The sequence below is a fragment of the Bradyrhizobium sp. SZCCHNR1043 genome, assembly GCF_032489675.1.
GTDB lineage: Bacteria > Pseudomonadota > Alphaproteobacteria > Rhizobiales > Xanthobacteraceae > Bradyrhizobium.
Window position 1 is genome coordinate 177,934 of sequence record NZ_JAUEYN010000017.1, and the last position, 22,380, is coordinate 200,313.

Genomic DNA, 22,380 nt, shown 5'->3' on the forward strand with positions numbered 1-22,380 from the left:
CGGAAAATGTCAGGACAAAGCGATGGCTGGAAAATCGGCGGCCTTGGCCGCCGTCACAGTTCCGGCTTCTGCCGCACCACGATCTTGGTGCCGACGGGCACGCGGTCATAGAGATCGGCGACATCGGCATTCACCAGCCGGAAGCAGCCGGACGAAATCTTGCTGCCGATGGTCCAGGGCTGATTGGTGCCGTGGATGCGGTACACGGTGGTGCCCAGATACATCGCACGCGCGCCCAAGGGATTGCCGGGGCCGCCGGCCATGAAGCGCGGCAGATAGGGCTGGCGCTGGATCATCTCCGGCGGCGGCGTCCAATCCGGCCACTCCGCCTTCTTGGTGATCGACAGCAGCCCCTGCCACTGGAAGCCGTCACGGCCGACGCCGATGCCGTAGCGGATGGCGCGGCCACCCGGCTGCACCAGATAGAGGTGGCGTTCGGCGGTGGACACGATGATGGTGCCTGGCGGCTCGGTGGTGCGGAAATAAACCACCTGCTTGCGCCATTCGGGATCGAGCTCGTAGCCGTCATCGGCGACGAGGCCGGGCTGATCACCGGGATCCTCGGATTGGGCGAAACTGTGCGACGTAGACAGCGCCAGCGCGATGATGGCGCTGGTGGTACACAGGAGGCGACGGAAACTCGGCATTCAAAGCTCTCCTCAACGGACCCCTGCGAAGCTCGCCCGATTAAAATCACCCGCCAAATTTCAGGGGCATATTCGCAGCAAAGTCAAGGTGAGCGCGGGGCGCCCGCCGTCATCCAAGCTTCATCCAGAGCCGCAGCAGGAAGGCGACGGTGCCGACGGCCGCCACGCCGGCGAGCCACAGCACGACGAACCAGGCGAGGCGCTTCGCGAGCGGGGCAGGCTGCTCGGACGGCATCAATGATAGCCGCTGTCGTGCCCGACCTTGCCGCGAAACACCCAATAGGCCCAGCCGGTGTAGCCGAGAATCAGCGGCACCAGCACGAGCACGCCCGGCAGCATGATCAGTTGGCTGCGCTCCGGCGCCGCCGCCTGCCAGATCGTGATGCTCTGCGGCACGATGTAGGGGTACATGCTGATGCCGAGGCCGGCATAGGACAGCAAGAACAGCGCCAGCGCGAGGAAGAACGGCCAGCCGTCGGTCTTCTGGGCGAGGTTCTTCATCAACAGCACGGTGACACCGACGACGGCGAGCGGCACCGGCGCGGTCAGGACCACGGCCGGCCAGGTGAACCAGCGCTGCGCATATTGGATGGTGAGCAGCGGCGTCGCCAGGCTGACCGTGGCGATCGCGAGCAGCATGGCGAACAGGAGATACCAGCTGATGCGATACGCCTTGTCGCGCAGGTCGCCCTCTGCCTTCAGGATCAGCCAGGTCGCGCCGAGCAGCGCGTAGCCGACCACGAGCGAGACGCCGGTGAGGATGCTGAACGGCGTCAGCCAGTCCCACCAGCCGCCGGCATAGTGCCGGCCCTCGACATGCACGCCCTGCAGAATGGCGCCGAGCGCGATGCCCTGCGCCAGCGCCGCGACCCAGGAGCCGCCGGCAAAGGCGAGGTCCCACAGATTGCGCTGCGCGCGGGTGCGCCAGCGGAATTCGAAGGCGACGCCGCGGAAGATCAGCCCAACCAGCATCGCGATCAGCGGCGCATACAGCGCGGGCATCAGGATCGCATAAGCGAGCGGGAAGGCGGCCATCAGGCCGCCGCCGCCGAGTACCAGCCAGGTCTCGTTGCCGTCCCACACCGGCGCCACGGTGTTGGTGATGACGTCGCGGTCCGACCTGCCCGGGAACAGCGGAAACAGGATGCCGAGCCCGAGATCGAAGCCGTCCATCACGACGTAGATGAAGACGGCGAGCGCGATGATGAAGGCCCAGAGGGTCGCGAGATCGACGGCAACGCTCATGATCCGACGGCTCCCTGCACGACGCCCGCGGCCGGCGTGATGCCGGCCGTGCGGACCGGCTGCTCGCTGCTCGGGCCCGGCTCACCGGGATGCGGCGGCTCGGCCATCAGGCGCAGGATGTACAGCACGCCGGCGGCGAAGATGATGAAATACACGATGATGAAGGCGAGCAGCGAGGCACCCACGGCCGGGGCCGCGAGCGGGGAAACGGAATCGGTGGTGCGCAGCAGCCCGTACACGGTGAACGGCTGCCGGCCGGTCTCGGTGGTGATCCAGCCGGCCATGACGGCAATGAATCCCGCTGGTCCCATCGCAATCGCGAAGCGGTGCAGGCCGCGATTGACGTATAGCCGGTCGCGCCAGCGCTCCCACAGGCTGAACAGGCCGAGCGCCATCATCAGGAGCCCCAGGCCGACCATGATGCGGAACGACCAGAAGGTGATCGGCACCGGCGGCCAGTCCTGCCGCGGCACGGTGTCGAGGCCGGCCATCGGTGCGTCGATCTGGTGCTTGAGGATCAGCGAGCCGAATTTGGGAATGCCGAGCGCCCATTTCAGCTCGCCCTTGGCCTGGTCGGGCCAGCCGAACAGGTAGAGCGGCGCGCCGTCCTTGTGGCTCTCGAAATGGCCTTCCATGGCCATGATCTTCTCCGGCTGGTGCTCGAGCGTGTTGAGCCCGTGCTGATCGCCGACCACGATCTGCAGCGGTGCCACCAGCGCCGCCATCCACATCGCCATCGAGAACATCACGCGCGGGCCCGGCAGGTGCGGATTGCGCAGCAGATGCCAGGCGCCGACGGCGCCGACCACGAGCGAGGTCGTCAGATACGCCGCCAGCACCATGTGCACGAGGCGATAGGGGAAGGACGGATTGAAGATCACCTTGAGCCAGTCGACCGAGACGAACTGGCCGTCGGCGTTGACGGCGTAGCCGGCGGGCGTCTGCATCCACGAATTGGCGGAGAGGATCCAGAACGCCGAAATCAGGGTGCCGACGGCGACCATCAGAGTGGCCAGGAAATGGAGCTTCGGGCCGACCCGCCTGAGGCCGAACAGCATGACGCCGAGAAAGCCGGCCTCGAGAAAGAACGCGGTCAGCACCTCATAGGCCATCAGCGGGCCGATCACCGGTCCGACCTTGTCGGAATACACCGACCAGTTGGTGCCGAACTGGTAGGACATCACGATGCCGGAGACGACGCCCATGGCGAAGGTAATGGCGAAGATCTTGAGCCAGTAATTGAAGACGTTGAGATAGACGTCGCGTCCGGTCCACAGCCACAGCGCCTCGAGCACGGCGAGGTAGGACGCGAGCCCGATCGAGAAGGCGGGGAAGATGATGTGGAAGGTGACCGTGAAGGCGAACTGCGCGCGCGCCAGCTCAACCGCATCCAAACCGAACATCAGCACCGTCCGTCATTGCCACGGGGCTTGTCGCATCGCCCCATGACGGAAGATTGCACCGGCGCCGCGCGATATCAAATGGTCAAATCGACCAAGGCGGCGCTGCAGGTCCATAAACGACGAAGACCCGGCGGGGGCATCCGCCGGGTCTTCGGAGCAACCTTGGGAGGTGGAGGTTATCCTTGAATTTGCTCGCTCGAAACCGAGATCAGCTGGGGGACTGAGGCTCGGTCGATGGATAGCGTTCTAGCGGCCGAAATTTTCCAGGTGATTTCGCCGATTGTTTCAATTGTTTCGTTCGGCGATTTTCGTGCGTCGTCTTTGGAACCCGTCGGGACATCAGCCCCGACGAGAATGAACCTTGGTCAGGCGGCGAGGCTGTGGACGCCGGCACAGCGCAGGAGCTCGGCGAGGTGCTTGCGGGCATAGAACATGCGCGTCTTCACCGTGCTCTGCGGAATGCCGATGATCTGCCCGACCTCCTCTACCGACTTCTCGTGGTAGTAGATCAGGGTGATGATCTCGCGATGGGCCGGCGACAGCTTGGCGACGCAGGCACGCAGGATGGCGCTGGTGGTGGAGCGCTCGAGCGAGGTCTCCGGCGTGTCGGAGTCGTCGGCGATCTCGCGCACCTCGTCCTGGTCGATGTCCTCGAAGCGGCGCTGGCGCAGCGCGGTCAACGCCTTGAAGCGGGCGATCGACAGCAGCCACGTCGAGACCTGTGAGCGGCCCTCGAACTGCTTGGCGGTGCGCCAGACGTCCAGGAACACCTGGCTGACGAGGTCCTCGGCGATCGTGGTGTCGCGGACGATGCGCAGGATGAAGCGATAGACCCGCACATTGTGGCGCGCATAAAGCGTGTGCATCGCGGTGCGATCGCCATCGGCAATGCTCTCCAGGAGCATGCCGTCCGTGGTCGCCTGGGCTGCGATGATGCCCTGGCTGGCTGCGGAATTGATGGCAACGACGTTCTGCATGGCACTCTCCCGTTCCGCCGCCCCCTTGCGGCGTTTCGACGGGAGGGATTGTTAAGGAGCGCCCGTTTCGGGACGTCTGCACGAAAACAGGAAAATGGTTTCGTGCGCCTGCGGAAATGTTTCGTCGCGCCGCACATCGCGAAACAGTCGTGGCGGAATTGTGCCCAATTCCAAGATGCGGAACGGAATGTGGGTGCAGAGGCCGCTTCCGCCGCCGCCGACCGGCCGTCCTCAGGCCTTCTCGCCCGCCGGCGAGAACAGGTAGCCGCCGCCGCGGATGGTACGGATCACCGCCGGCTTGGTCGGATCCGGCTCGATCTTGCGGCGGATCCGCATGATTCTCAGGTCCACGGCGCGGTCGAATGCCTCGGCATCGCGGGCATTCGCCAGCTCGAGCAGCCGTTCGCGCGACAGCACCCGCTTCGGGTTGGCGGCGAACACTTTGAGCAGGCCGAATTCGGACGCCGTCAGCGGGTGCTCGTTGCCCTCGTCATCCCGCAGCGCCTGGGCATCGAGATCGAGCCATTTGGTGCCGAACCGCACCAATTGCGGGTCCTTCGCCTGGGCGGGAGCGGAGTCCGTAGCGGCCGCCGCAGTCTTGGCCGGCCCACTGCGGCGCAGCACGGAGCGGATCCGGGCCATCAATTCGCGCAATTCGCACGGCTTGGCGACGTAATCGTCGGCCCCGAGCTCGAGCCCCACCACCCGGTCGATCGGGCTGGCGGTAGCGGTCAGCATGATCACCGGGATGTTGGTGCGGCCCTTGAGATCGCGGATGATCGACAGGCCGTCCTCTTCGGGCATGTTGAGATCGAGCACGACGAGATCTGCCGGGCCGGTCTCGATGGCGCTGCGCAGGCTCTTGCCGCCGTCGCACAGCGTCACCGCGAAGCCGTGCATCTTGAGGTAATCACCCACCATTTCGCGGGCAGGGGCCTCGTCGTCGACGATGATGATGTGCTGGCTCTGACTCATGACAATTCGGCCGCCGGCAGTGTGATCGTGAAGGTCGATCCGGATCCCGGCCCATCGCTCCTGGCCGTCACCTCGCCACCATGCATGTCGACGATGCGTTTGACAATCGACAGGCCGAGCCCGGTCGAGCTCTCGCCGGCGGTCGGCTTGGCCGACAGCCGCTGGAACCGGCCGAACAGGCGGCCGAGATCCTCCGGCGACAGCCCGGCGCCCTGGTCGGTGACGCCGATGATGGTGTTGTCGCCGTCATCGGCGGCATTCACGGTGATCCTGCCGCCGATCGGGCTGTACTTGATCGCGTTGCTCAGGAGGTTGTCGATCGCCTCGCGGATCCGGTCGATGTCGCACATGGTCGACAGATGCGGCGGCGCCGACACGGCAATGACCTGCTGCTTGTTGAGCGCGAGCGGCTGGTTGGCCTCGACCACCTCGTGGACCAGGGCTGCGATGTCGACCGGCTCACGGCGGATGGTGATGTCGAAGGCGTCGGCCATCGCATCCGAGATCAGATGGTCGACCATCGAGGTCAGCCGCTTGGCGGCATCGCGGATATGTCCGACCTGGCTGGTGATGCCGTCGGCGGAGGCGCCGGTCGCGATCAGCTCGGTCAGCATCTCCGTGCGGCCGAGGATCACGCCCAGCGGATTTTTCAGGTCGTGGGCGACGGTGCCCAAAATCTCGTTCTTGAAGCCGTTGGCGCGCTGCAGCCGCAGCCATTGCGCCGACAGCCGCCGGTTGGCCTGCATCAGCGCGCGGGTGCGCTGGGCGACGCGGTCCTCGAGCTGGGTGTTGGCCTCATGCAGCTGCTGATACAGGATCACGTTGTCGAAGGCGATCGACAGCCGGCTGGAGAAGATCTCGACCAGCGAGCGGTCGGTCTCGGACAGCGGCCGCTCCGCCTGCAGCAGCACCACGACCTCGCGCCCCGAGCCAGTGCGGACATAGAGCACGGTGCGATGGTCGGCAAATTCGTTGCTGCGCTGCCTGAAGGCGGCCTCCACCATGTCGCGCAGATCCGGATCGAGCGAGCGCGAGGTGACGGCGCCGGAGAAGCGGCTGTAGCAGCCGGAGCCGGCCAGCACCGAAAAATCGTCGGTCTGGCTGCCGTCGTCGCGCAGCACCAGGATGCCTGCGCAATCCACGTTCAGCAGCGAAGCGATCTGGGTCAGCACGCCCTCGGCCAGCCGCTGCATCGACTTGAAGTCGTACAGCGTCGAGGCGGCGTCGATGATGATCTCGAGGCCGCGGCGGGTCTGTACCATGCGCTCGAGCTGCTGGTAGCTGCGCAGCGCCGCCGTCAGCGAGGTGAACAGCTTGTCGGCGGTGAGCTCGGTCTTGGCCTTGTAGTCGTTGATGTCGTACTGGACGATGACGCGCCGCTCCGGCGCCTGACCCGGCTGTCCGGTGCGGAGGATGATGCGGACGGTCTCGTTCTTGATCTCGTTGCGGATGTATTCGACGAGCTCGAGGCCGGCGACGTCGGTCTCCATGATGACGTCGAGCAGCACGGCCGCGATGTCGGTGTGCTCCCGCATCAGCGCGCGGCCTTCGGCCGCCGAATAGGCGGACAGGATTTCGAGCCCCTGGCCGTTCAGGCTGTAATCCGACAGCGCAAAGCGGGTGCCCTCGTGCACGGCATGGTCGTCGTCGATGACGGCGATCTTCCATTTCCGGGCCGAACCGTCATCCTCGTCGAAACCGGCATCCTCGATCAGTTGGAGGACATCGTCCTGTTCGGCCATTGCGTCGTTCCGTCGCCCATTGCTGTCTCGGCGCCGCCCTTGGCGACCCGCGGCATGATAATCCGAAAGGTGGTGCCTTGTCCCTCGCGGGATTCCAGCATCATGCGGCCGCCGAGCTGCTGCGTCACCAGATTGTAGACGATATGCAGCCCGAGCCCCGTTCCCCCTTCGTTGCGGCGTGTCGTGAAGAACGGATCGAAGGCCTGACGCTGGACGTCGGGGGTCATGCCGGCCCCGTTATCGGCGAAAATGATCTCGATGTCATCCGCGCCGCGCGGCCGCGCCGTAATCGAGATGGTGCCCGCGCGCCCGTCGACAAAGGCATGATTGACGGCGTTGAGGAACAGGTTGGTGAGGATCTGACCGTAGAACCCGGGATAGCCATCGATGAAAAGTCCCTCGGGGACGTCGACCGCAAGCGTGATCGGCGCGCGCTTGAGCACCGGCTTGAGGCTGGTGATGATCTGATCGGTCGCCTCGCTCAGGACGAAGGTCCGTCGCTCCGCGTGGGAGCGGTCGACCGCGACCTGCTTGAACGATTGGATCAGCTCGCCGGCGCGCTGCAGATTGGCGACCAGCTGCTCGGATGCATCGCGCGAGGAGCGCACGAACTCCTCCAGCTGCGACCGGCGCAGGCCGCCTTCGGGCGACCGCAGTGCGGCCTCGAACATCTCGACCCGGCGCGCGAAGCTGGAGGCCACCGTCAGGCTGATGCCGATCGGGTTGTTCACCTCATGTGCGACGCCGGCGACGAGCCCGCCCAGCGCCGCCAGCCGCTCGGCATCGATCAGGTTGCGCTGCGCGGCGTTGAGTTCGAGCAGCGCGCTCTCGGCCTTTTCCTTCGCGGCGCGGAGCTCGTCCTCGGTCTTGCGCTTGGCGATTGCGTTCTCGCGGAAGGTCTCGACGGCGCGGGCCATCGCGCCGACCTCGTCGCGCGCCTCGGTGCCCTGGACCTCGCGGTCGTAGTCGCCCAGCATGATCGCGCGCATCGAGGCCATGATCTGCTGCAACGGCAGCCGGATCGACAAGGCGATCAGCACCCCGGCGGACAGGATGACTCCCAGGAAGATCACGGCGATCGAGAGGACGCGACGGGAGATGTCCTTCAACGTCCGATCGAAGGTCGCCTGCGCCTTCTGCTCGTGCTGGCGCATCTTCACCGACAGGCCGTCGATGGCGCCGATGGTTTCGGCCTGGCTCGCATCGATGGTATTGCGCAGCAGTTCGGTGCGGTTGGTGAGCTGATCGGTGAGCTTGGAGAATCCTGCGCGCAGCGCCGCGGTCCGGGCTGACAGTCGCTGCAGCGCCAGCCGCTGCAGATCATTGTCCGCAAGACTCGACATCACCGGGATGGTCTTCTCGATCGTCTCCGTGTTGCGGCGCGCGTCGTCGGCGGAGGCGGGCGCGAGCGACAGATAGTAGGAATTGGCCGCGACCAGCATCGCGGTGAAGGCCTCGCGCGACTTGCCGAGCGAGGGCCAGATCTGCGCGTCGCGATGGCCGGTCGCGCCTTCGATCACCGAATAGAGCCCGGCGATGTCGCGGGCGGGGCCGAGAACCTCTTCCTCATAGGTCTTGGAGATCGTCGCCTGCAGACTGCGCAGCTCGCCGAAGCCGTCCAGGAAACGCACGGTGACGCGCTCCAGCTCCTCGACCGACCCCGACAGCATCGGGTCGGTCGAGGCGCGCGTCGTGAGCGTCCCGAGCACGGCCTCGCGCAGCAGCAGGATCTCGGCGAACAGCTCCGGGCTCGGCTGATTGATGTAGCGATGAATGAGGTTCTGCAGCCGGCTCGTCTCGCTTTCGAGCAGGGCCAGCACCTTGTCGGATTCGCGGACCTGGCGAACGTCGTCCCAAGCCGTGCCGAGCACCGTCGCGCCGTTCCAGATCAGCGCCGCCAGCACGATCACGACAGCCGAGTTGAGCGCGGCGATCGAGAGGATGCGCCAGCGGATCGGAACCGCCCGCAGCGCGCGAACGATCCGTGCCCGCCCCAGCACCGCCAGACTGAGCGGCCGCGCGACGGATTTCCGCTGCTCGGATCGCGCCACGATCGCTACCTCGGGCCGGTCGTGCGGAGCCTGCCTGCGTCCGCTCTGCCGCGCTCTGCCGCGCTTGTATGCTGCGGCGCAGCCAGTCGCGACGCCGAGCATGAAAGGGACGAGCGGTACCGCGCGCCCGCCTCAGCGCGCATCAGCACCGGCGTGACGTCCACTCTCGAGATCGACGAAAGATGGGCGCGGTACACAGGCAACACTCTTCCCCCTGATGATGAGGTCGGCCCGGACATGAAAAGGTTCAATGCACTCCCGAACAGGTGCTATAACGTCATTCTGACGTCAAAGCGATACGCGTCAATGGTTTGTTGATAGTCTGTTGCAGCCTTGGGTTGTTAGGCCCAATTTTCGGTCCGATTGCGATCTCAGCCCGGGCAGATTCATTCATCGAATTGGAGTTGGCTCCCGTTGACGGTCCTCTTGCGTTCTGTTTCGTTTGCAATCCTGCTCTGGACGGTTGTTTGCGCAAGCACGGCCCAGGCCGCGACCGAGATCATGTGGTGGCATGCGATGTCGGGTGAGCTCGGCAGGCAGGTCGACAGACTGGCCGCCGACTTCAATGCGTCGCAGTCCGACTATCGCATCGTGCCGAGCTACAAGGGCAGCTATACCGAGACCGTGACGGCGGCCATCTTCGCGTTCCGCTCGCGCAGCCAGCCGGCCATCGTGCAGGTCAACGAGATCGCGACCGCGACGATGACGGCGGCGAAGGGCGCGATCTACCCCGTCTACGAGTTGATGCGCGACGAGCAGGAGAGCTTTTCGCCGTCGGCCTATCTGCCCGCGATCGCCGGCACCTATGCCGACGCCGACGGCAACATGCTGTCGTTTCCGTTCAACGCCTCCACGCCGATCCTCTACTACAACAAGGATCAGTTTCGCGCGGCCGGGCTGGATCCGGGCGCGGCGCCGAAGACCTGGCCCGAGCTCGGCAAGGCTGCCCGGCGGCTGCGCGACAACGGCGTCGCCTGCGGCTTCACGACGTCATGGCCGGCCTGGATCAACGTGGAGAATTTCTCGGCCTTCCACAATCTGCCGATCGCCACCCGCGCCAACGGCTTTGCCGGACTGGACGCCGTGCTGACGTTCAACAATCCGCAGGTCACGCGGCACATCGCCCAGCTTGCGGAATGGGAGAAGAGCAAGGTCTTCGACTATGGCGGCCGCGGCCAGGCAGCCGAGCCGCGTTTCCAGAAGGGCGAGTGCGGCATCTTCATCGGCTCCTCGGCGACGCGCGCCGACATCAAGGCGACTTCGAAGTTCGAGGTCGGCTACGGCATGATGCCGTACTGGCCTGACGTTGCGGGCGCGCCACAGAATTCGATTATCGGCGGCGCGACGCTGTGGGTGCTGCGTGACCGTCCCGCGGCCGAGTACAAGGGCGTCGCCAGGTTCTTCGCCTATCTGTCGCGGCCCGACGTTCAGGCCGCCTGGCACCAGAATACGGGCTATCTGCCGATTACGCAGGCGGCATTCGATCTGACGCGCGCGCAGGGCTTCTACGACCGTAATCCGGGAGCTGCTATCTCGATCGAGCAGGTGACGCTCAATCCTCCCACGGAGAATTCGCGCGGCCTGCGGCTGGGCTCGTTCGTGCTGATCCGTGATGCCATCGAGGACGAGATGGAGCAGGCCTTCAGCGGCCGCAAGCCGGCGCAGGCGGCGATCGATGCGGCCGTCGACCGCGGCAACCGTCTGCTGCGCCAGTTCGAGCGCGCGAGCCCGGATCGCTGAAAATGGCTTTGCCACCGGTCGCCGATGGCGCGCAGCTCCGGCGCCTCCGTGCCGACGCGACGCGCTGGCTGCCGGCTGCACGCGATATTGCGCGCGGCCATGGCTACGACGACGCGCGGCTGGTGCCGTTCGCGGCAGGCACCAATCTGGTTCTCGCGCTGAACGACGGACTGATCCTGAAAATCTTCCCGCCGTTTCATCGCGGCAAGTTTCAGTCCGAGCGGGCGGCCTTGCGCGTGCTCGCCGGTGGCGTCGGCGACGTCCGTACCCCCGACCTGCGCCATGAGGGGGAGCGCGACGGCTGGTGCTATCTGATCATGACCAGGCTCGGCGGCATGCCTGCTTCGGATGTCTGGCGGCAACTACAGGAGCAGGACAAGCAGCTCTTGCTCAGGCAGGTCGGTCGTCTGATCGCCGCCGTGCAGCGGGTCCCGCCTGGCGAGCTGCTCGCGCTCGGTCCGCGCTGGTCGGATTTTTTGAGGATGCAGATGGCCGGATGTCATGCACGCCATCAGAGGTTCGGCTTGCCGCCGACGCTGCTCGCCGGGCTGGACGATCTCCTGCGCGAGGCCGCAGCACTGCTGCCGAAGGATCCGCCGCCGGTCATCCTGACCGGTGAATACATTCCGGAGAATTTCCTCGTCACGCGCAGCGGTGATGGCTGGCAGCTGAGCGGGCTGTTCGACTTCGGCGACGTCATGACTGGTCTTGGCGAATATGATCTGCTCGGGCCGAGTGCGTTCATGGCAGCGGGTCAGCCCGGGCGCGTGCGTGCCTTGTTCGATGGTTACGGATTTGCCCTGGAGGACATCAACTGGCAGCTGAAGCGACGGCTGCTCGCCTTGATGCTGCTGCACCAGGCGAGCGATCCCGTTCGCCACATCTGCATTCCGGATTGGCCGGCCAAGGTCCGCGACTTCGACGAGCTGCAGGCGCTGATCTGGCCGGAGTGATCCCCAACCGGGCGGCGGTCCAACAGGCGTTGCGTAAATCTGTCGCAGGCTATTTGAGGTGATTATAAATGCAGCAAATATGCAGCTCTGTATGCAATAGGGGGCATCGAGCTGTGCCGCTCGGTGAAGGCGCGTCGATATTTCAATAGCTTAGCTTTCGGCCGGGCTTGGCACGAAGCTTGCGATCACTGTTCCCGACAGTCGTTATTCTCGGGAGCATTTGATGAAGCGTCGCGATTTTCTGAAATCCGTGTCCGGTCTGGCTGCGGGGGCCGCGCTGCCAATGGCGCCGGCCATCATGTCTTCCGCCAAGGCCGATGCGCGGTCCGAGACGCTGCTGATCGTGTCCGAAGGCGGTCCCAACAACCTCGACATCCACGGCGTCGGCACCAACGTACCGGGCTACGAGGTGTCCTGGAACTGCTATGATCGCCTGATCAGCCACGAGATGAAGAGCGGCCCCGGCGGGGTGCCGTACTATGACCGCGACAAGTTCAAGCCCGAGCTCGCCGAGGACATGACCATCGGCGACATGTCGGCGACCTTCAAGCTGCGCAAGAACGCCAAATTCCACGACGGCACGCCGGTCACGGCCAAGGACGTGAAGTGGTCGCTCGATCGCGCCGTCAGCGTCGGTGGCTTCCCGACCTTCCAGATGAGCGCGGGCTCGCTGACCAAGCCGGAGCAGTTCGTCATCGTCGATGACCACACCGTGCGCGTCGACTTCCTGAAGAAGGACCGGCTGACGATCCCCGATCTCGCCGTCATCGTACCCTGCGTGGTCAACTCGGAGCTCGTGAAGAAGAACGCGACCGACAAAGACCCATGGGGGCTCGAATATACCAAGCAGCAGACCGCGGGCTCCGGCGCCTACAAGGTGACGAAGTGGACCGCCGGTACCGAAGTGATCATGGAGCGCAACGATGACTGGGTGTGCGGTCCGCTGCCGAAGATCAAGCGCGTGATCTGGCGCATGGTGCCGCAGGCCGGCAACCGCCGCGCGCTGCTCGAGCGTGGTGACGCCGACATCTCCTATGAGCTGCCGAACAAGGACTTCCAGGAGATGAAGTCGAACGGCAAGCACACCGTGATCTCGCTGCCGATCTCCAACGGCATCCAGTATGTCGGCATGAACGTGACCAAGCCGCCGTTCGACAATCCCAAGGTTCGGCAGGCGCTCGCCTATGCGATGCCCTATCAGAAGATCATCGACGCCGTGATGTTCGGCCTTGCCAATCCGATGTTCGGTGCGCCGTCCGACAAGGCGACCGAGGTGGCGTGGCCGCAGCCGACGAAGTATGTCACCGACATGGAGAAGGCCAAGGCGCTGCTGGCAGAAGCCGGCTACCCCAACGGCTTCGAGACCACGATCTCGTTCGACCTCAATTTCGCGCAGGTCAACGAGCCGCTGTGCGTGCTCGTGCAGGAGAGCCTCGCCCAGCTCGGCATCAAGACCACCATCAACAAGGTGCCCGGCGCCAACTGGCGCACCGAGCTGAACAAGAAGGAGATGCCGCTCTTCACCAACATCTTCTCCGGTTGGCTCGATTACCCCGAGTACTTTTTCTACTGGTGCTATCACGGCAACAATTCCGTGTTCAACACGATGAGCTACAAGTCGCCCGAGATGGACAAGCTCATCAACGGCGCGCGCGACGCCGCCGCGACTGGGGACAAGGCCACGTACGACGCCGACGTGAAGGGCTTCGTCGATCTCGCCTTCGCCGAGGTGCCGCGCATTCCGCTATATCAGCCGTTCGTCAACGTCGCGATGCAGAAGAACATCTCCGGCTATCAGTACTGGTTCCACCGCAGGCTCGACTATCGGGCTCTGGTGAAGGGGTGAGGACGTGGGTGACCTTGGTGGTGTGAGCCCAGCTCTCTCATTCCCTCCCCCCTTGTGGGGGAGGGGCAGGGAGGGGGGTAGCCGCACCCACTGCCGTCTCGGCTCACCCCCCACCCCAGCCCTCCCCCACAAGGGGGGAGGGAGCAGACTGCGCCGTGCTGTGGGATCTGGGCCAATTCGGGCGGGGGGCTGCCCATGCTGAGCCTTATCGCCAAGCGCCTCGCCTTCGCGATTCCCTCCCTGATCGGCGTCGTGATCGTCACCTTCCTGCTCACGCGTGCGCTGCCCGGCGATCCCGCGGCGTATTTCGCCGGCCCTGCGGCAACCAAAGAGGCCGTCGAGCAGATCCGTAAGAAGCTCGGCTTCGATAAGCCGCTGGTCGAGCAGTTCTTCCGCTACACCGTCGATCTCGCCCATGGCGATCTCGGCAGTTCGCTGACCACAGGCCAGCCGGTCGCCAGCGAGATTCGCAACCGACTGCCGGCCTCGGCCGAGCTGACCTTGCTCGGTCTGTTGGTATCCGTCGCGATTGCGCTGCCGCTCGGCGTGCTCGCGGCGACGCGGCCGGGGTCGTGGATCGACCATACCTGCCGTATCGTCACGACCGCGGGCGTCTCGCTGCCGGTGTTCTTCACCGGGCTGGTGCTGGTCTATGTGTTCTACTTCCGGCTCGGCTGGTCACCGGCGCCGCTCGGCCGGCTCGACGTGTTTTATAGCGCGCCGGACCCCGTGACCGGCTTCTACCTCATCGATACGCTGATCGCGCGTGACGGTGAGGCGTTTCGCTCGGCGCTGAGTCAGCTGATCCTGCCCGCCGCCACGCTCGCGATCTTCTCGCTGGCGCCGATCGCGCGCATGACGCGCGCCTCGATGCTGTCGGTGCTGTCGTCGGAATTCGTGCGCACGGCGCGCGCCTCGGGCCTATCGCCCGCGACGGTCACCGTGACCTATGCGTTCCGTAACGCCATGCTGCCGGTCATCACGACGCTGTCGATGGTGTTCTCCTTCCTGCTCGGCGCCAATGTGCTGGTGGAGAAGGTATTTGCCTGGCCCGGCATCGGCTCCTACGCGGTCGAGGCACTGATCGCCTCGGACTTCGCGCCGGTGCAGGGCTTCGTGCTGACGATGGCTGTGATGTACGTCGTCCTGAATCTCGTCATCGACATTCTCTATGGCGTCATCGATCCCCGTGTGAGGCTGGAAGGATGAGCTCCGTCGCGCCGACCATTGAGCCTGCCACCGTTCCCTCGCGAATGTCGGGACTGTCAGCCCTGATCGGGCACACGCGCTATGTGCTGGCCGAGAACAAGGTCACGGGCTTCGCCTTCGGCCTCCTGGTCGTGATCCTGTTCGCCGCGGTCTTCGGTCCGTGGATCGTCCCGTATGATCCGCTCGCGAGCGACACGGCGTCGGCGCTGAAGCCGCCGTCGGCGGCGCACTGGTTCGGCACCGATCAGCTCGGCCGCGACATCTTCAGCCGCGTCGTCGTCGCGACCCGGCTCGACACCTTCATCGCGGTCGCCTCGGTGGCGCTGGTGTTCTTCATGGGCGGACTTGCCGGCGTCGCCGCCGGTTTCTTCGGCGGCTGGACCGACCGCATCGTCGGACGCATCGCCGATACGATCATGGCGTTCCCGCTGTTCGTGCTGGCGATGGGCATCGTCGCCGCGCTCGGCAACACCGTGCAGAACATCATCATCGCCACGGCCATCGTGAACTTCCCGCTTTACGCGCGGGTCGCGCGCGCCGAGGCCAATGTCCGCCGCAACGCCGGCTTCGTTCAGGCGGCGCGGCTGTCGGGCAACAGCGAGCTGCGCATTCTGCTCGGCCACATCCTGCCCAACATCATGCCGATCATGATCGTGCAGATGTCGCTGACGATGGGCTACGCGATCCTCAATGCCGCAGGCCTGTCGTTCATCGGCCTCGGCGTGCGGCCGCCGACGGCGGAATGGGGCATCATGGTCGCCGAGGGCGCCTCCTTCATGGTGTCGGGCGAATGGTGGATCGCGCTGTTTCCGGGCCTTGCGCTGATGATCGCGGTATTCTGCTTCAACCTGCTCGGCGATGGCCTGCGCGACATCGTCGACCCGCAGCGCAGGACGTAGTTGATGGGTGCGCCACAGCAACACTCCGTCATTGCCGGGCTTGACCCGGCAATCCATCCCTTGGAACAGGCCTTCCCTGGCTTGATGGACGCGCGGGTCAAGCCCGCGCATGACGGTCGTAACAAGCGGAGCCATGGATGACCGCCCAGCCGCTGCTCGACGTTCGCGATCTCACGGTCGAATTCTCCACCCGGCGTGGCATCGTCAAGGCCGTGCAGCATGTCGATATCTCCGTCGCCAAGGGCGAGACGCTCGCGATCGTCGGCGAATCCGGCTCGGGGAAGTCGGTGACCTCCTATGCCGTGATGCGCATCCTCGACCGCGCGGGACGCATTGCCGAGGGCTCGGTGATGTTCTCGGGGATCGACGTCAAGGCGGCCGAGGAAAGCGCGATGCGCGATCTGCGCGGCCGCGAGATCTCGATGATCTTCCAGAACCCCCGCGCGGCCCTCAATCCGATCCGGAAAGTGGGCCAGCAGATCGAGGACGTGCTGAGGCAGCACGCCCAGGCGGCCGCGACTGATCGCGCCGAAAAGGCGATCGCAGCGCTCGAGCAGGTCAAGATCGCCCGCCCGCGCGAGCGCTACCACGCCTATCCGTTCGAATTGTCCGGCGGCATGTGCCAGCGCGTCGTCATCGCGCTGGCGCTGGCCTGCAACCCGCAGCTGCTGATCGCGGACGAGCCGACCACCGGCCTCGACGTCACCACGCAGAAGGCGGTGATGGATCTCGTGGTCGAGCTGACCAGGAGCCGCGGCATGTCGACGATCCTGATCACGCACGATCTGGGTCTCGCCGCTGCCTATTGCGATCGCGTCGTGGTGATGGAGAAGGGCCGGGTGGTCGAGACCGCCAGGGCCGCCGACATCTTCGCCAACCCGCAGCATCCCTACACGCGCAAGCTGATGCGCGCGACGCCGCGGCTCGGCGTGTCCCTGCGCGAATTGCTGCCGGAGGAGGAGGCTACGTCTTCTCCGCAATCTCACTCCGTCATCGCCGGGCTTGACCCGGCGATCCATCCTTCCGCGCAAGACTCTTCGAAGGAGATGGCCCCCCGGGTCAAGCCCGGGGGTGACGAGCGGAGTGCGGAGGACGAGCGGAGCGCGACGAGCCTGCGCCCGCTTCTCCTCATCGACAAACTGGTCAAGGAGTATCCCCGCCAGGGCGCCTCGGCGACATTGTCAAAGCTGTTCGGCCGCAAGCCGGCGGTCGAGCCGGAGATGTTCCGCGCCGTCGACGGCATCAGCTTCACGGTCGGTCATGGCGAGAGCGTCGGCCTGGTCGGCGAATCCGGCTGTGGCAAGTCGACGACGTCGATGATGGTGATGCGGCTGCTCGACCAGAGCTCGGGCCGCATCAGCTTCGATGGCGAGGAGATCGGCAACATCCTGCCGCAGGCCTTTGCCCGGCTTCCGCTGCGCAGCCGCATCCAGATGGTGTTCCAGGATCCGACCGACAGCCTCAATCCGCGCTTCACCGCGGCGCGTGCCATCGCCGATCCGATCCTGCAGCTCGGCGACATCAAGGGCCGCGACGCGCTTCGTGCGCGCTGCGAGGAGCTCGCCACCATGGTCGGCCTGCCGCTCGATCTGCTCGACCGCTTTCCGCACCAATTGTCGGGCGGCCAGAAGGCGCGCGTCGGCATCGCCCGCGCCATCGCACTGCACCCGAAGCTCGTCATCCTCGACGAGCCCACGGCGGCGCTCGACGTCTCCGTGCAGGCGGTCGTGCTCAATCTGCTGCAGGACCTCAAGCAGCAATTAGGTATGAGCTATCTGTTCGTCTCCCATGATTTGAATGTGGTGCGGCTGTTGTGCGATCGTGTGATCGTGATGCGGTCGGGCCGAATCGTCGAGGAGGGCACCTCCGAACGTGTGCTAGGTCATCCGCAGGATGACTATACGCGGGAGTTGCTGACGGCGATTCCGCACCCGCCATTGCCGGCGCATTGAGCGTGAAAGCTTGAGGAGAAAAGCTGATGGCGGAGCCATTGGACGATTACATCGACGCGGTCGGGCATGCATTGGCTCTGCCGATCGAGGACGCGTGGCGCCCGCCGATTCGCGCCAATCTCGAGGTCTCGCTGAAGATGGCGAAGCTGGTCGACGAATTCTCCCTGCCTGACGAAGCCGAGCCTGCCAGTGTCTTCACCGCTTGATCCTGCCGACATGACCGCGCGCGCGATTGCGGCCGCAGTCGCCACCCGCAAGCTCTCCGCCGTCGAGGCCACCGACGCTGCGCTGGCGCGGATTGCGGCGCGCGATGGTGTGCTGAATTCCTTTACGGACATCACCGCCGAGCGTGCGCGAGCGAGGGCGTGCGCCGTGGATGCGGCCATCGCTGCGGGCAAGCCCGTCGGCCCGCTCGCCGGCGTGCCGTTTGCGGTGAAGAACCTGTTCGACGTCACGGGGCTGCCGACCCGGGCCGGCTCCAGGATCAACCGCGATCGCCCGGCGGCGACGCGGGACTCGACGCTGATCGCGCGGATGGAAGCCGCCGGCGCGGTGTTGATCGGTGCGCTCAACATGGGCGAATACGCCTACGACTTCACCGGCGAGAACGTGCACGACGGCCCGTCGCGCAATCCGCATGATCCGACGCGGATGAGCGGCGGCTCGTCGGGCGGCTCGGGCAGCGCCGTCGGCGGCGGCCTGGTGCCGATCGCGCTGGGCTCCGACACCAACGGCTCGATCCGCGTGCCGTCCTCGTTCTGCGGCATCTTCGGTCTCAAGCCGACCTATGGCCGGCTGTCGCGTGCGCGCTCGTTTCCGTTCGTCATGAGTCTGGATCATCTCGGTCCGTTCTCGCGCTCAGTCGAGGATCTCGCGCTCGCCTATGACGCCATGCAGGGGCCCGATCCGGACGACGCCGCGTGCACCACGCGGGCACCGGAGCCGGTCTCCGGTCGGTTCTCGCAAGCCATCGGCGATCTGCGCATCGCCCTTGCCGGAGGGCACTTCCAGAAGAATCTGTTTCCCGAAGCCGCCGAAGCGGTCGCTCGTGTCGCGGCCGCGCTGAAGGTCACCGAGGTGATCGAGGTGCCCGAAGCGGCGCGCGCCCGCGCCGCGGCTTACGTCATCAGCACCACCGAGGGCGCCTCGCTGCATCTCGACCGGCTGCGCACGCGCCCGGGTGATTTCGATCCGGCGGTGCGCGACCGCCTGATTGCGGGTGCGATGATTCCGGCGCCGATGGTCGACCGCGCGCAGAAGTTTCGCCGCTGGTACCGCGCCCGGGTGCTGGAGCTGTTCAAGTCCGTCGACGTGCTGATCGCGCCGGCAACGCCCTGCGTTGCACCCAAGCTCGGGCAGACGACCTTCGTGCTCGACGGCGTCGAGCTGCCGGTGCGCGCCAATATCGGCATTCATACCCAGCCGATCTCGTTCATAGGGCTTCCCGTCGTCGCCGTTCCGATTCCGCTCGAGCCGATGCCCATCGGCGTGCAGATCATCGCGGCGCCGTGGTGCGAACATGTCGCATTGCGTGTGGCCCACGCCTTGCAACAGCTTGGCGTCGCCGCTGCGCCGGCCCCGCGAGGAGTTCTGGAGAATGGAAGTCGATCTGCCTGACGTCGTCGCGGAAGTCACCGCGCAGTTCCAGCGTTATGAACAGGCGCTGATCAGCAACGACGTCGCCGTGCTCGACGAGCTTTTCAAGCAGGACTGCCGCACGCTGCGCTACGGCATCGGCGAGAACCTCTATGGCTACGGCGAGATCGCGGCATTTCGCGCCGCGCGTTCGCCGGCCGGGCTGATGCGGCGGACCGCGCGCACCGTGATCACCGCTTACGGCCGTGACGCCGCGGTCGCCTCGACGCTGTTCTATCGCGACACCGCGCCCGGCAAGGTCGGACGCCAGATGCAGACCTGGATCCGGTTTCCGGAAGGCTGGAGAATCGTCGCTGCCCATGTCAGCATCATCGATGAAGCAAAAGGCGGCTGAGGATGAGCCTGGACGATCTTCCGCCGCGAACGCGGCAGCGGCCCGCCCGCGACTCCGAGATCAAGCGCATCGACCGCGCGCCGCCTGCGGTTGCGAAGATCACCCGCGCCGAGGAGTTGCGCCTGCAACTCGCCGATGAGATCGTGCGCGGCGCGCTGGCGCCGGGGGCGCCGCTGGACGAGACCGAGATCGCCAAGCGCTTCAACGTCTCGCGCACGCCGGTGCGCGAAGCGCTGCGTCAATTGGCGACTTCCGGGCTGATCGAGGCGCGTGCACATCGCGGCGCTGTCGTGGCGCGACCGTCGGCCGACCGTCTCACCGGCATGTTCGAGGCGATGGCCGAGCTCGAGGGCCTGTGCGCCGGTCTCGCGGCGCAGCGCATGACGCCGGTCGAGCGGCAGCGGCTGGAAGCCATCCACGAGGAGCTGCGCAATCTCAGCCACGCCGGCAATCCCGAGCGCTTCCACGAGGTCAACGAGCGCTTCCACAACGCGATCTATGCCGGCGCGCACAATGCCTACATCGCCGAGATCACCTTGGCGACGCGGGTGCGTGTGCAGCCGTTCCGCCGCGCACAGTTCCGCAATCTCGGCCGCCTCGCCAAGTCGCATGCCGAGCACGACCGCGTCGTCGTCGCCATCCTGCGCGGCGACAAGGCCGGCGCGGCGAGTGCCATGAAAGCCCACATCGAGCTGGTGCGCGGCGAATACGAGATCTACGCGGTGTCGGTGTAGCTCTTCGTTCGAGCGGTAGGGTGGGCAAAGCAGTCGCCGTCAGGCGGCAGCGTGCCCACCGTCGGGCCACGGACTCCGCGGCGAAACGGTGGGCACGGCGCCACCGCGATCTCGCTCGTTGGGACAGTACGGGCGCGCCTTTGCCTACCCTACGGCAGCGCACGCAATCATGACGCGCGAAATAGATCAGCCCTTCTGCGCCATATACGCTCGCCAGCCGCCGAACTCCGAGATGTCGCGGGCGCCATCGAGCGCGGCCGGCTCGACGAGGAAGCCCTTGGCGCTGCGGCCGTCCGCCAAGCGGATGGTGCCGACCGACAGCGGCGGCGGAATCAGATCGACGAACTTGCCGAAGCTCGCCGCCGACAGCGCCCAGAGTTCGACCTCCATCGCGGTGCCCTTGCCGTCTTCGATCCGCAACATGCCGGGCTTGGGTGGCGTGGTCGACAGTGCATAGAGCTTGTAGTCGGGCGCGGTGTTGGTCGCTTCCAGCAGCCGGCCGCCGAGGCTCGTTAGTTCGTGGTTCAAAGCCATGCCGGAGAGATGCGCGCCGACCACGATGATGGCGATCTCGTCGCCATGCAGCGCTGACGACGGTGCTGCGAGCGGCGGCTGCGGTGTCGCCTTGGCGCCGACCGGCAGCGCCGTGTCGGCATGGAAGGCGCGCCCGAGACTGGCGAGCGCCGCATCGCGGCCGGCTGGCGCAAGCAGGGTGATGCCGAACGGGACGCCGTCGCTGCGCATCGCAGCCGGCACGGCAAGCCCGCAGAGATCGAGCAGGTTGACGAAGTTGGTGTAGGTGCCGAGCCGGCTGTTGAGCTCGATCGGGTTGGCGAGCACGTCCGCGGTGGTGTAGGCGGTCGGCGCCGTCGGCAGCACCAGCGCGTCGACATCGGCGAAGGTGTGCTCGGCCACCTTGCGCAGCGCCTGCAGGCGGTACAGCGCAGCAAAGGTCTCGGCCGCGCTGCCGCGCGCGCCGCCGATGGTGATCTCGCGCGTCACGGGGTGGATCGCATCGGGATCGGAGGCGAGGAGATCGCGGATCACGAGATAGCGCTCGGCGACCCAGGGGCCTTCATAGAGCAGCCGCGCGGTCTCGTAGAACGGCTCGAGGTCGAACTCGACCAGCTCGGCGCCGAGCTTGACGAAGCGCGCGGCCGCAGCGCCATAGGCGGCGTCCGCTGCCTTGTCGCCGAAGAAGATCAATTGCCCGGGGCGGGGAATGCCGAGCTTCACGCCCTCGGGAAATGCCGTCACGGCCGCAAGCGGCCGGTCGCGCGAGAACGGATCGAGCGGATCCGGCGCCGCCAGCACCGAGAGCGCCGCGACGGCGTCGTCGACCGTCAGCGAGAACACCGAAATGCAGTCGAGCGTGCGGCAGGCCGGCACCAGCCCCGACGTCGAGATCATGCCGAGGCTCGGCTTCAGGCCGACGATGTTGTTGAGCATCGCCGGCACACGGCCGGAGCCTGCCGTATCCGTTCCGAGCGACAGCGGCACGAGACCGGCTGAGACGGCGACCGCCGAGCCGGAGCTCGATCCACCCGGTACGAGATCGGCGTGAACGGGATTTCTCGGGATGCCGTAGGGCGACCGCACCCCGACGAGGCCGGTGGCGAACTGGTCGAGATTGGTCTTGCCGATGATGATGGCGCCGGCGGCGCGCAGCCGCGCCGCCGCCGTGGAATCGCGTGCGGGCGTATAGGCAAAAGCCGGGCACGCCGCTGTTGTCGGCAGGCCTGCAACGTCGATGTTGTCCTTGACCGCGACGGGCACGCCGTAGAGCGGCAGTGATCTGTCCTTCTCGGCGAGGGTTTCGGCCTCCGCGAGCGCGTCCTTCTCGCCGCGCAGGCTGATGAAGATGGCGGGGTCGTTGTGCGCGCGGATGCGGGCGAACGTGCGCGCGAGCGTGTCCTTTGGCGTCGTCAGGCCGGCGCGATGGGCGGCGACGATCTCGGCAATGGTCTCGGTCACGCGGCGCTCCGCGTCTCGTCCGAGCCCAAACTCTGGCCTGCCA

At 66.0% G+C, this 22,380-nt stretch carries 19 protein-coding genes; 10 read left to right on the top strand and 9 right to left on the bottom strand.

The window, feature by feature from the left end:
- Positions 1-53 precede the first annotated feature (53 nt).
- The 8 genes from QX039_RS28355 to QX039_RS28390 form a co-directional block, all read right to left on the bottom strand.
- A complete protein-coding gene (locus QX039_RS28355) occupies positions 54-647 on the bottom strand; it encodes a L,D-transpeptidase (RefSeq protein ID WP_315740557.1) in 594 nt (197 codons plus the stop codon).
- Between the two features lie 109 nt (positions 648-756).
- Positions 757-882, bottom strand: a complete 126-nt coding sequence (locus tag QX039_RS28360; protein ID WP_315757675.1) for a DUF2474 family protein — start codon at positions 880-882, stop codon at positions 757-759.
- Positions 882-1,892 carry a cytochrome d ubiquinol oxidase subunit II gene (gene cydB / locus QX039_RS28365; RefSeq protein WP_315773725.1) on the bottom strand — a complete coding sequence of 337 codons (1,011 nt, stop codon included), beginning with the start codon at positions 1,890-1,892 and terminating at the stop codon, positions 882-884. Before cydB ends, QX039_RS28360 begins: the two co-directional genes overlap by 1 nt.
- Positions 1,889-3,295 (bottom strand): cytochrome ubiquinol oxidase subunit I, encoded by a 1,407-nt coding sequence (locus QX039_RS28370; protein ID WP_315773724.1) that lies wholly within the window; start codon positions 3,293-3,295, stop codon positions 1,889-1,891. The genes cydB and QX039_RS28370 overlap by 4 nt, the downstream gene beginning before the upstream one ends.
- Before the next feature lie 365 nt (positions 3,296-3,660).
- On the bottom strand, positions 3,661-4,272 hold the full coding sequence (locus QX039_RS28375) for a sigma-70 family RNA polymerase sigma factor (RefSeq protein ID WP_315773723.1): 612 nt from the start codon (positions 4,270-4,272) through the stop codon (positions 3,661-3,663).
- Between the two features lie 231 nt (positions 4,273-4,503).
- A complete protein-coding gene (locus QX039_RS28380; RefSeq protein ID WP_315740552.1) occupies positions 4,504-5,247 on the bottom strand; it encodes a response regulator in 744 nt (247 codons plus the stop codon).
- A complete protein-coding gene (locus QX039_RS28385; protein WP_315740551.1) occupies positions 5,244-6,989 on the bottom strand; it encodes a DUF3369 domain-containing protein in 1,746 nt (581 codons plus the stop codon). The genes QX039_RS28380 and QX039_RS28385 overlap by 4 nt, the downstream gene beginning before the upstream one ends.
- On the bottom strand, positions 6,959-8,944 hold the full coding sequence (locus QX039_RS28390; RefSeq protein ID WP_409998914.1) for an ATP-binding protein: 1,986 nt from the start codon (positions 8,942-8,944) through the stop codon (positions 6,959-6,961). Before QX039_RS28390 ends, QX039_RS28385 begins: the two co-directional genes overlap by 31 nt.
- 510 nt (positions 8,945-9,454) lie before the next feature.
- On the opposite strand from QX039_RS28390, the gene ugpB reads away from it, so the two are divergent.
- From ugpB to QX039_RS28440, 10 genes are all read left to right on the top strand, one after another.
- Positions 9,455-10,780 carry a sn-glycerol-3-phosphate ABC transporter substrate-binding protein UgpB gene (ugpB, locus tag QX039_RS28395; RefSeq protein ID WP_315773721.1) on the top strand — a complete coding sequence of 442 codons (1,326 nt, stop codon included), beginning with the start codon at positions 9,455-9,457 and terminating at the stop codon, positions 10,778-10,780.
- Positions 10,781-10,782: 2 nt separating this feature from the next.
- A complete protein-coding gene (locus tag QX039_RS28400; RefSeq protein ID WP_315773719.1) occupies positions 10,783-11,733 on the top strand; it encodes an aminoglycoside 3'-phosphotransferase/choline kinase family protein in 951 nt (316 codons plus the stop codon).
- 223 nt (positions 11,734-11,956) lie between these two features.
- Positions 11,957-13,579 (top strand): ABC transporter substrate-binding protein, encoded by a 1,623-nt coding sequence (locus QX039_RS28405; protein WP_315773718.1) that lies wholly within the window; start codon positions 11,957-11,959, stop codon positions 13,577-13,579.
- A gap of 195 nt (positions 13,580-13,774) precedes the next feature.
- On the top strand, positions 13,775-14,788 hold the full coding sequence (locus QX039_RS28410; RefSeq protein ID WP_315773716.1) for an ABC transporter permease: 1,014 nt from the start codon (positions 13,775-13,777) through the stop codon (positions 14,786-14,788).
- A complete protein-coding gene (locus QX039_RS28415) occupies positions 14,785-15,687 on the top strand; it encodes an ABC transporter permease (RefSeq protein WP_315773714.1) in 903 nt (300 codons plus the stop codon). The genes QX039_RS28410 and QX039_RS28415 overlap by 4 nt, the downstream gene beginning before the upstream one ends.
- Before the next feature lie 137 nt (positions 15,688-15,824).
- Positions 15,825-17,639, top strand: a complete 1,815-nt coding sequence (locus QX039_RS28420) for an ABC transporter ATP-binding protein (protein WP_315773713.1) — start codon at positions 15,825-15,827, stop codon at positions 17,637-17,639.
- A gap of 26 nt (positions 17,640-17,665) precedes the next feature.
- On the top strand, positions 17,666-17,845 hold the full coding sequence (locus QX039_RS28425) for a DUF4089 domain-containing protein (RefSeq protein ID WP_315773711.1): 180 nt from the start codon (positions 17,666-17,668) through the stop codon (positions 17,843-17,845).
- 10 nt (positions 17,846-17,855) lie between these two features.
- Complete coding sequence (locus tag QX039_RS28430) at positions 17,856-19,256, top strand: AtzE family amidohydrolase (RefSeq protein ID WP_315773765.1); 1,401 nt, start codon at positions 17,856-17,858, stop codon at positions 19,254-19,256.
- Positions 19,237-19,629: an oxalurate catabolism protein HpxZ gene (gene hpxZ / locus QX039_RS28435; protein WP_315773709.1), complete on the top strand. Its 393-nt coding sequence runs from the start codon at positions 19,237-19,239 to the stop codon at positions 19,627-19,629. Before QX039_RS28430 ends, hpxZ begins: the two co-directional genes overlap by 20 nt.
- Before the next feature lie 2 nt (positions 19,630-19,631).
- The gene (locus tag QX039_RS28440; RefSeq protein ID WP_315740542.1) at positions 19,632-20,363 is read left to right on the top strand and encodes a GntR family transcriptional regulator; all 732 of its coding nucleotides are present in this window, start codon (positions 19,632-19,634) and stop codon (positions 20,361-20,363) included.
- A gap of 186 nt (positions 20,364-20,549) precedes the next feature.
- Here the strand turns inward: QX039_RS28440 and atzF are convergent, their stop codons facing one another.
- The gene (gene atzF / locus QX039_RS28445; protein WP_315773707.1) at positions 20,550-22,337 is read right to left on the bottom strand and encodes an allophanate hydrolase; all 1,788 of its coding nucleotides are present in this window, start codon (positions 22,335-22,337) and stop codon (positions 20,550-20,552) included.
- Positions 22,338-22,380 lie beyond the last annotated feature (43 nt).

What these genes read in the sequence shown, in the direction of transcription:
- QX039_RS28355 (WP_315740557.1), bottom strand. Translation starts at nt 647, where the DNA reads ATGCCGAGTTTCCGTCGCCTCCTGTGTACCACCAGCGCCATCATCGCG.
- QX039_RS28360 (WP_315757675.1), bottom strand. Translation starts at nt 882, where the DNA reads ATGCCGTCCGAGCAGCCTGCCCCGCTCGCGAAGCGCCTCGCCTGGTTC.
- cydB (WP_315773725.1), bottom strand. Translation starts at nt 1,892, where the DNA reads ATGAGCGTTGCCGTCGATCTCGCGACCCTCTGGGCCTTCATCATCGCG.
- QX039_RS28370 (WP_315773724.1), bottom strand. Translation starts at nt 3,295, where the DNA reads ATGTTCGGTTTGGATGCGGTTGAGCTGGCGCGCGCGCAGTTCGCCTTC.
- QX039_RS28375 (WP_315773723.1), bottom strand. Translation starts at nt 4,272, where the DNA reads ATGCAGAACGTCGTTGCCATCAATTCCGCAGCCAGCCAGGGCATCATC.
- QX039_RS28380 (WP_315740552.1), bottom strand. Translation starts at nt 5,247, where the DNA reads ATGAGTCAGAGCCAGCACATCATCATCGTCGACGACGAGGCCCCTGCC.
- QX039_RS28385 (WP_315740551.1), bottom strand. Translation starts at nt 6,989, where the DNA reads ATGGCCGAACAGGACGATGTCCTCCAACTGATCGAGGATGCCGGTTTC.
- QX039_RS28400 (WP_315773719.1), top strand. Translation starts at nt 10,783, where the DNA reads ATGGCTTTGCCACCGGTCGCCGATGGCGCGCAGCTCCGGCGCCTCCGT.
- QX039_RS28405 (WP_315773718.1), top strand. Translation starts at nt 11,957, where the DNA reads ATGAAGCGTCGCGATTTTCTGAAATCCGTGTCCGGTCTGGCTGCGGGG.
- QX039_RS28410 (WP_315773716.1), top strand. Translation starts at nt 13,775, where the DNA reads ATGCTGAGCCTTATCGCCAAGCGCCTCGCCTTCGCGATTCCCTCCCTG.
- QX039_RS28415 (WP_315773714.1), top strand. Translation starts at nt 14,785, where the DNA reads ATGAGCTCCGTCGCGCCGACCATTGAGCCTGCCACCGTTCCCTCGCGA.
- QX039_RS28420 (WP_315773713.1), top strand. Translation starts at nt 15,825, where the DNA reads ATGACCGCCCAGCCGCTGCTCGACGTTCGCGATCTCACGGTCGAATTC.
- QX039_RS28425 (WP_315773711.1), top strand. Translation starts at nt 17,666, where the DNA reads ATGGCGGAGCCATTGGACGATTACATCGACGCGGTCGGGCATGCATTG.
- QX039_RS28430 (WP_315773765.1), top strand. Translation starts at nt 17,856, where the DNA reads ATGACCGCGCGCGCGATTGCGGCCGCAGTCGCCACCCGCAAGCTCTCC.
- hpxZ (WP_315773709.1), top strand. Translation starts at nt 19,237, where the DNA reads ATGGAAGTCGATCTGCCTGACGTCGTCGCGGAAGTCACCGCGCAGTTC.
- QX039_RS28440 (WP_315740542.1), top strand. Translation starts at nt 19,632, where the DNA reads ATGAGCCTGGACGATCTTCCGCCGCGAACGCGGCAGCGGCCCGCCCGC.